This is a genomic window from Prevotella vespertina (assembly GCF_009728485.1).
Lineage (GTDB): Bacteria > Bacteroidota > Bacteroidia > Bacteroidales > Bacteroidaceae > Prevotella > Prevotella vespertina.
Map to the genome: position 1 here is coordinate 88,540 of NZ_VVIQ01000010.1, position 7,189 is coordinate 95,728.

Annotated in this window: 3 protein-coding genes; all 3 read left to right on the forward strand. The window is 41.1% G+C overall.

The genetic code is table 11. The features are described 5' to 3' along the window. Positions 1-37: 37 nt before the first annotated feature. The 3 genes from F0475_RS09430 to F0475_RS09440 all read left to right on the forward strand — a co-directional run bounded on the left by F0475_RS09430 (position 38) and on the right by F0475_RS09440 (position 6,615). Complete coding sequence (locus F0475_RS09430; protein WP_155716425.1) at positions 38-1,891, forward strand: DUF4954 family protein; 1,854 nt, start codon at positions 38-40, stop codon at positions 1,889-1,891. A gap of 37 nt (positions 1,892-1,928) precedes the next feature. Further along, complete coding sequence (locus F0475_RS09435) at positions 1,929-4,859, forward strand: M16 family metallopeptidase (protein ID WP_155716426.1); 2,931 nt, start codon at positions 1,929-1,931, stop codon at positions 4,857-4,859. 109 nt (positions 4,860-4,968) lie between these two features. Further along, positions 4,969-6,615: a fumarate hydratase gene (locus F0475_RS09440; protein ID WP_009434591.1), complete on the forward strand. Its 1,647-nt coding sequence runs from the start codon at positions 4,969-4,971 to the stop codon at positions 6,613-6,615. Positions 6,616-7,189 lie beyond the last annotated feature (574 nt).

A 7,189-nucleotide genomic window follows, 5' to 3' on the forward strand; every position in this document is an offset into this window, starting at 1 on the left:
CTAATAAGGCTAATAACAACAACTAAAACAAAGAATTATGCAATATCGTTCCCTAACACCTGAAGAGATAGACCTTCTAGAGAAGAATAGCTGCTGGGCAGAGGATTGGACTCGTGTGAAGGTTGCAGAGGAAGACTTTCAAGCAAAGTTCTTCCATCGTGTGATGTTTTATGGTGATATCCGATTGGGAAAATGCCAGAAGGATATAGAAATAGCAAAGGATTTCGTTAAGCACTCGGGTATTAACGATGCCACCTTACGCAATGTCACGGTAGGTGATAACTGTTTAATAGAAAAGATAGGGAACTATATCAATAATTACACCATTGGTGACGACTGCATTATCTCAAATGTCTCTGTTATGGAGACAACAGAGGGAGCAACCTACGGAGAAGGCAATCTAATTGCTGTGCTCAATGAGGTAGGCGATGGAAACGTTATCCTATTCCATGACTTAAACAGCCAGTTTGCTGCATTCATGGTTAAGCATTTCAATGATAAAGATCTCAAGAATGCAATACGTAGGCTTGTCTCTGAAGAGATAGCACGCACCAACCCAGACCGCGGTACCATCGGTAATAACGTGAAGATTATCAATACACGTGAGATAACAAACACGGTTATCCAAGATGATTGCGAAATATCAGGTGCTAGCCGATTGAGTGATTGTACAATACTTAGTTCAGAGAATGCTAGTGTGTTCATTGGCACTGGTGTCATCTGTGAGAACTCGATTATATCAGATGGATCTAGTATTGTGAATAGCGTAAAGATGCAAGATTGTTTCGTTGGTGAGGCTTGTCAGATAGCTAATGGTTTCACCGCCTCACAAAGTGTATTCTTTGCTAATTCATTCATGGCAAACGGTGAGGCTTGTGCTGCCTTCTGCGGTCCTTTCTGTGCCTCACATCACAAGAGCTCACTACTCATCGGTGGTATGTTCTCCTTCTATAATGCAGGATCAGGAACCAACTTCTCTAATCATGCGTATAAGATGGGACCAATGCACTGGGGAATATTGGAACGTGGTACGAAGAATGCCAGTGGTAGCTATCTGTTAATGCCAGCAACGATAGGAACCTTCTCTGTATGCTTTGGTAAGTTAATGCACCACCCCAACACAACAGCTCTCCCCTTCTCTTATCTTATTGCAGAGGCCGACAAGATGTTCCTTGTGCCTGGTCGTAACATAACAACGGTAGGACTTTATCGAGACATACGCAAGTGGCCTAAACGTGATATGCGTCCACAACAATCACAGAAGAGCATTGTTAACTTCGATTGGCTATCACCTTTCTCTGTTGGTGAGATATTAAGAGGAAAGAAGATATTGGAGAGTCTGCGACAAGCGAGTGGTGATAACGTTTCAGCATACAACTATCACGAATATACTATCAATGCTTCCAGCCTGCGTAAGGGTATCAAATACTATGATATAGCCTTGCGCATCTACATGGGTGCTGTGCTCAAGCGTGCACATAAGTGGGGCTTCTTTGGTAAACCAGAGATCGAAGTCGGTACTGGTAAATGGAATGACTTATCAGGCTTATTACTTCCTGAATCAGAAGAGATGCGCCTTATCCATGATATTAAGGATGGTACGCTTGAAACCATACAAGATGTTATTGAACGCTTTACGGAAATCAACGATAACTATCGAGTATATCAATGGGCATGGACGTATCGCATGATCCTTGAATATTATGGTATCAAGGAGATTACAGCAGAAGACGATGAGCGCATTAAGAAAGACTACATTGAGGCACGTCGTGCATGGATTGCTGAGATTAGGAAAGATGCTCAGAAGGAGTTTGATATGGGCGATGTGGAGCCAGAAGTATTTGAGTCCTTCGTCAATAGCCTTGATCATGAGATTGACTTTGAGAATTGATAACCAACCTTATATTCAACAACTAAACTATTTTTGTATGAGAAAGTATTTCCTTAATCAAATCTACATGAAGGGGATTTGTGTGGGAGCAATGCTTCTACTAACAACCCTTGCTGGATATGCACAGCGTTATAACTACGAGAGTGTGCCAAATGATCCTATGCAAACGCGTATCTATACGCTGAAGAACGGACTGAAGATTTACTTATCAGTTAACAAGGAGAAACCTCGTGTGCAAACTTACATTGCCGTTCGGACAGGGTCACGTAATGATCCAAAGGAGACAACTGGTTTGGCTCACTACTTGGAACACCTTATGTTCAAAGGAACTACCCACTTCGGCACATCTAACGCAGAAGCAGAACGTCCTTACCTAGACTCTATTGAAGCGCGATTCGAACAATATCGTCACATCACTGACCCAGTAGCACGCAAGAAGTGGTATCATCAGATTGATTCCATCTCTCAACTAGCTGCTCGTTATAATATTCCTAACGAGTACGATAAGATGATGACTGCTATTGGAAGTTCTGGGACAAATGCCTACACATCGAATGATGTCACTTGTTATGTTGAGAATATCCCTTCAAATGAGATTGACACATGGGCAAAGATACAAGGGGATAGATTCCAGAACATGGTAATCCGTGGATTCCACACAGAGCTTGAAGCTGTGTACGAGGAGTATAACATTGGACTGGCAAGTGACTGGCGCAAGATGTATGCAGCTTTGTTTGCAAAGTTATTCCCTACACATCCGTATGGTACACAGACAACTATTGGACTTGGAGAGCACTTAAAGAACCCTTCAATTGTCAATATTAAGAATTACTTCCACAAGTATTATGTTCCTAACAATATTGCTATCTGTTTATCTGGCGACTTGAATCCGGACGAGACTGTGGCAACTATTGATAAGTATTTCGGTAATTGGGAGCCAAGTGCACATATAGATGTACCACAATATGCTGCTCAACCAGCCATCACAGCGCCTATCGACACAACTGTTATAGGTAAGGAAGCTCCTATGTTCTTCATGGGCTGGCGTGCTGATGCTAGTAACTCTCAACAGATTGATACCCTAGAAGTAATTGGAGAGTTACTATCGAATGGCAAAGCAGGTTTATTCGACTTAGACCTTAATCAAAAGATGAAGGTACAAGAGGTCGGTGCTGGCGTTGCTGATATGAACGATTACTCTGTATTCTATCTCTATGGCCAATCTAAGAAAGGACAAACATTACCAGAAGTTCGTAGTTTGGCATTAGATGAGATTGAGAAGTTAAAGAAAGGACAATTCTCTGACGATTTACTTCCTTCGATCATCAACAACTATAAAAGACATTATTACACACAGCTCGATAACAATCAGTTCCGAGCAAAGCAGTTTGTTAATGCATTCATCAATCATAAGAACTGGAAACAGGAAGTAGAAAAGATTAGTCGTATATCTAAACTAACAAAGACTGACATCGTTAGGTTCGCTAACCGCTTCTTTGGTAATAACTTCGCCTGTGTTTACAAAGAACAAGGCAATGACACTACTATTAAGAAGGTGGAAAAACCAGCCATCACTCCTATCCCTACTAACAACGATAAGCATAGTGCGTTCTTGGATGAGATTGTAAATACAAAGGCAACTCCTATTCAACCTCAATTCGTTGATTATAAGCGTGACCTGACAAAGGCGACAACAAAGAAGGGCTTACCTATCCTTTATAAGCAGGACACATCTAACGATCTCTTCACGCTGTGCTTTGTTCTTCCTTTCGGTGACGAACACGATCCAAAGCTCACTTATGCAGCTGACTATCTCGAGTATCTTGGAACTAATAAGCTCACAAACGAACAGATCAAACAACAGTTCTATAAGTTAGCATGCGACTATAGTATATCTGAGAAGAATGAGCGCACCTACATCAAGCTTAATGGCTTAAATTCAAATATGCCACAAGCTCTTGCCTTATTAAATGATTTACTTAATAATGCAAAGGTAGACAAGCAGGCTTATAACCTCTATGTTGAACAGGTTTTGAAATCACGCAGCGATAATAAAGCTAATCAGCAACAGAACTTTGCTGCTCTGAGAAACTATGCAACGTATGGAGAATACAACCCAACCCGTAATATTCTTAGTGAACAAGCTCTTAGAGCAATGAATCCACAAGAACTACTAAATATGTTGAAAGGGTTGAAGAACTATAAGCAGACAGTTCTCTACTATGGACCATCAAGTCTAAAGGCTATTGATGAACTTGTTAGTAAAACCATTCAATCACCTAAGAAGTTTGCAGAAGTTCCTGCTGCTAAACGTTACGTAGAGCAGACAACACCAAAGAATGAGGTGATTATTGCTCCGTATGAGGCAAAGAATATCTATATGGTACAGCTTCATAACGAGAATCAAGATTGGACACCTGAACGTGCCCCAATCATTGCTCTATTCAATGAATACTTCGGTGGTAGCATGAATGCTATCGTCTTCCAAGAGTTACGCGAAGCACGTGGACTTGCTTACTCTGCCTATGCACAATACGATACACCTTATCGTTTAGGTGATAAGGAGAGTTTCTACACCTATATTATTACACAAAACGATAAGATGATGGATTGTGTACACGAGTTTAACAAGCTCCTTGATGATATGCCAGTGCGTCAAGCAGGTTTCGATTTAGCAAAACAAAGTTTGATGAAGAGTCTAGCTTCTGCACGTACTACAAAGTACTCTATCCTCACCTCTTACCTTGCAGCACAACGATTAGGACTTGATACCTCGTTAGGCGAAGTTATTTACAAAGCTCTTCCAGCACTACAACTGAAAGATGTAATCGACTTTGAGAAGAAGTATGTAGCTAATAAGCCGTTTAAGTACATCATTCTTGGTGATGAGAAAGAGCTTGATATGAAGGGGCTTGAGAAGATTGCACCTATCAAGAAGGTTACTACAGAAGAAATCTTCGGATATTAGAACAAGGTAAAAGCGAATAAACAAGAAACATACAAAAACATAATAACAAACAAATAGAAAATGCCGCTGTGCCTTATACAACATAGGCACAGCGGGAAAACAAAACATTATGGCAGAATTCAAATATGCACCAATGTTTCAATTGGGCAAGGATGACACCGAGTACAGACTAATCTCTAAAGAGGGAATTAGTGTAGGTGAGTTTGAAGGTAAAGAGATCCTTAAAGTAAGTAAAGAAGCGTTGACGCTCCTAGCACAAGAAGCTTTCCACGATTGTGAGTTTACGCTCCGTCGTGCGCACAATGAGCAAGTTGCGAAGATTCTAACTGACCCAGAGGCTTCTGAGAACGATAAGTATGTTGCTCTCCAATTCCTCCGCAATGCAGAGACGGCAGTTAAGGGTGTATTACCTTTCTGTCAGGATACGGGTACGGCTATCATTCATGGTGAAAAGGGACAGCAAGTTTGGACTGGTTTCGAGGATGAGGAAGCGCTCTCACGTGGTGTATTCAATACTTTCACAGAGGAGAACCTTCGTTACTCACAGAACGCTCCTCTTAACATGTATGATGAAGTAAACACAAAGTGTAACCTCCCTGCACAAATTGATATCGAGGCTGTTGAGGGTGCAGAATATCGATTTGTAATGGTTGCCAAAGGTGGTGGTTCTGCTAATAAGACCTACTTCTACCCAATGACAAAGGCTACCATCCAAAACGAGGGAACATTGATTCCATTCCTCGTAGAGAAGATGAAGAGCCTAGGTACTGCTGCTTGTCCTCCTTACCACATCTGCTTTGTTATTGGTGGTACATCTGCTGAGAAGAATCTACTGACAGTTAAACTCGGTAGTATTAAGTACTATGATAATCTACCAACTACAGGTGATGAGACAGGTCGTGCTTTCCGTGACATCGACCTAGAAGCTAAACTCCTAGACGAGGCACACAAGATCGGACTTGGTGCGCAGTTCGGTGGTAAGTACCTAGCACATGATATCCGTGTCATCCGCTTGCCACGCCATGGTGCAAGTTGCCCTATAGGTATGGGCGTAAGCTGTTCTGCTGACCGCAACATCAAGGCTAAGATTAACAAAGATGGTATCTGGTTAGAGAAGATGGATACTAATCCAAGTGAGTTAATACCAGAGGAGTACCGCAAGCCAGGAGAGGGTGCAAAGGGCATTGAGATTGATCTTGATAAGGGTATCGATGCTGTACGTGCGGAATTAACAAAGTATCCTGTATCTACACGCGTCAATCTAAAGGGAACTATCATCGTAGCACGCGACATAGCACATGCTAAGTTGAAGGCTCGTTTAGATGCAGGTGAAGACTTACCTCAGTACTTCAAGGATCACCCAATCTTCTATGCTGGTCCTGCTAAGACACCTGCAGGTTATCCTTGTGGTTCAATGGGACCAACAACAGCTAACCGAATGGATCCATACGTAGATGAGTTCCAGAGTCATGGTGGCTCACTCGTTATGTTGGCGAAAGGTAATCGTACGCAAGTTGTTACCGATGCATGTAAGAAGCATGGCGGATTTTATCTCGGTACGATTGGTGGTGTAGCTGCTGTCCTTTCTCAAAGTAGCATTAAGAGCATTGAGTGCGTAGAGTACCCAGAACTTGGTATGGAAGCTATCTGGAAGATTACAGTAGAAGACTTCCCTGCTTTCATCCTTGTCGACGATAAAGGACATGATTTCTTTAAGGAACTAAAGCCATGGACTGGTTGCAGTTGCGATAAATAGGATGTAAGAGAATATATAACTGAAGAGTAATAGCTTTTACAATTTTTCAACGAGATTATTACTCTTTATAAAACTAAGAACAGCATAAAAGTAGGTCAAAACTTACTTAATGCTGTTCTTTTTTATATACTAAATATGAGCTAATCCTTCACTAATGTTGAAACTTCATAACCCATTAGATTACAGGCACAAAAGAATTTAATAACTTCATCAAGAATCCATTAAACTAAAGTACAATTATACTTTAACTTAAACTTCATTCGTACTTTAACTTAAACGACGATTGTACTTTAACTTAAACCTCTCTCGTTCTTAAACTTAAACATCAATAGAAGTCCATATACACCTTATATAATAGAAAGGGTTATAAAAGTACCATCGGGGAATAACAAATAACACAAAACAATAGCATTGAAAACGATGAATATCTTCCCAAAAGGAAGAAGGCCTCAAATCCGCAACTAAGCCCTTGAAGGTTCTTATTGCGTTTACACGTCCTCTCATTACTGAATTTGCAGATAATTTGAACTTGAAGCACCCACTTCTGCCTACAATATCCCCTTACCCCACAATG

What these genes read in the sequence shown, in the direction of transcription:
- F0475_RS09440 (WP_009434591.1), top strand. Translation starts at nt 4,969, where the DNA reads ATGGCAGAATTCAAATATGCACCAATGTTTCAATTGGGCAAGGATGAC.
- F0475_RS09430 (WP_155716425.1), top strand. Translation starts at nt 38, where the DNA reads ATGCAATATCGTTCCCTAACACCTGAAGAGATAGACCTTCTAGAGAAG.
- F0475_RS09435 (WP_155716426.1), top strand. Translation starts at nt 1,929, where the DNA reads ATGAGAAAGTATTTCCTTAATCAAATCTACATGAAGGGGATTTGTGTG.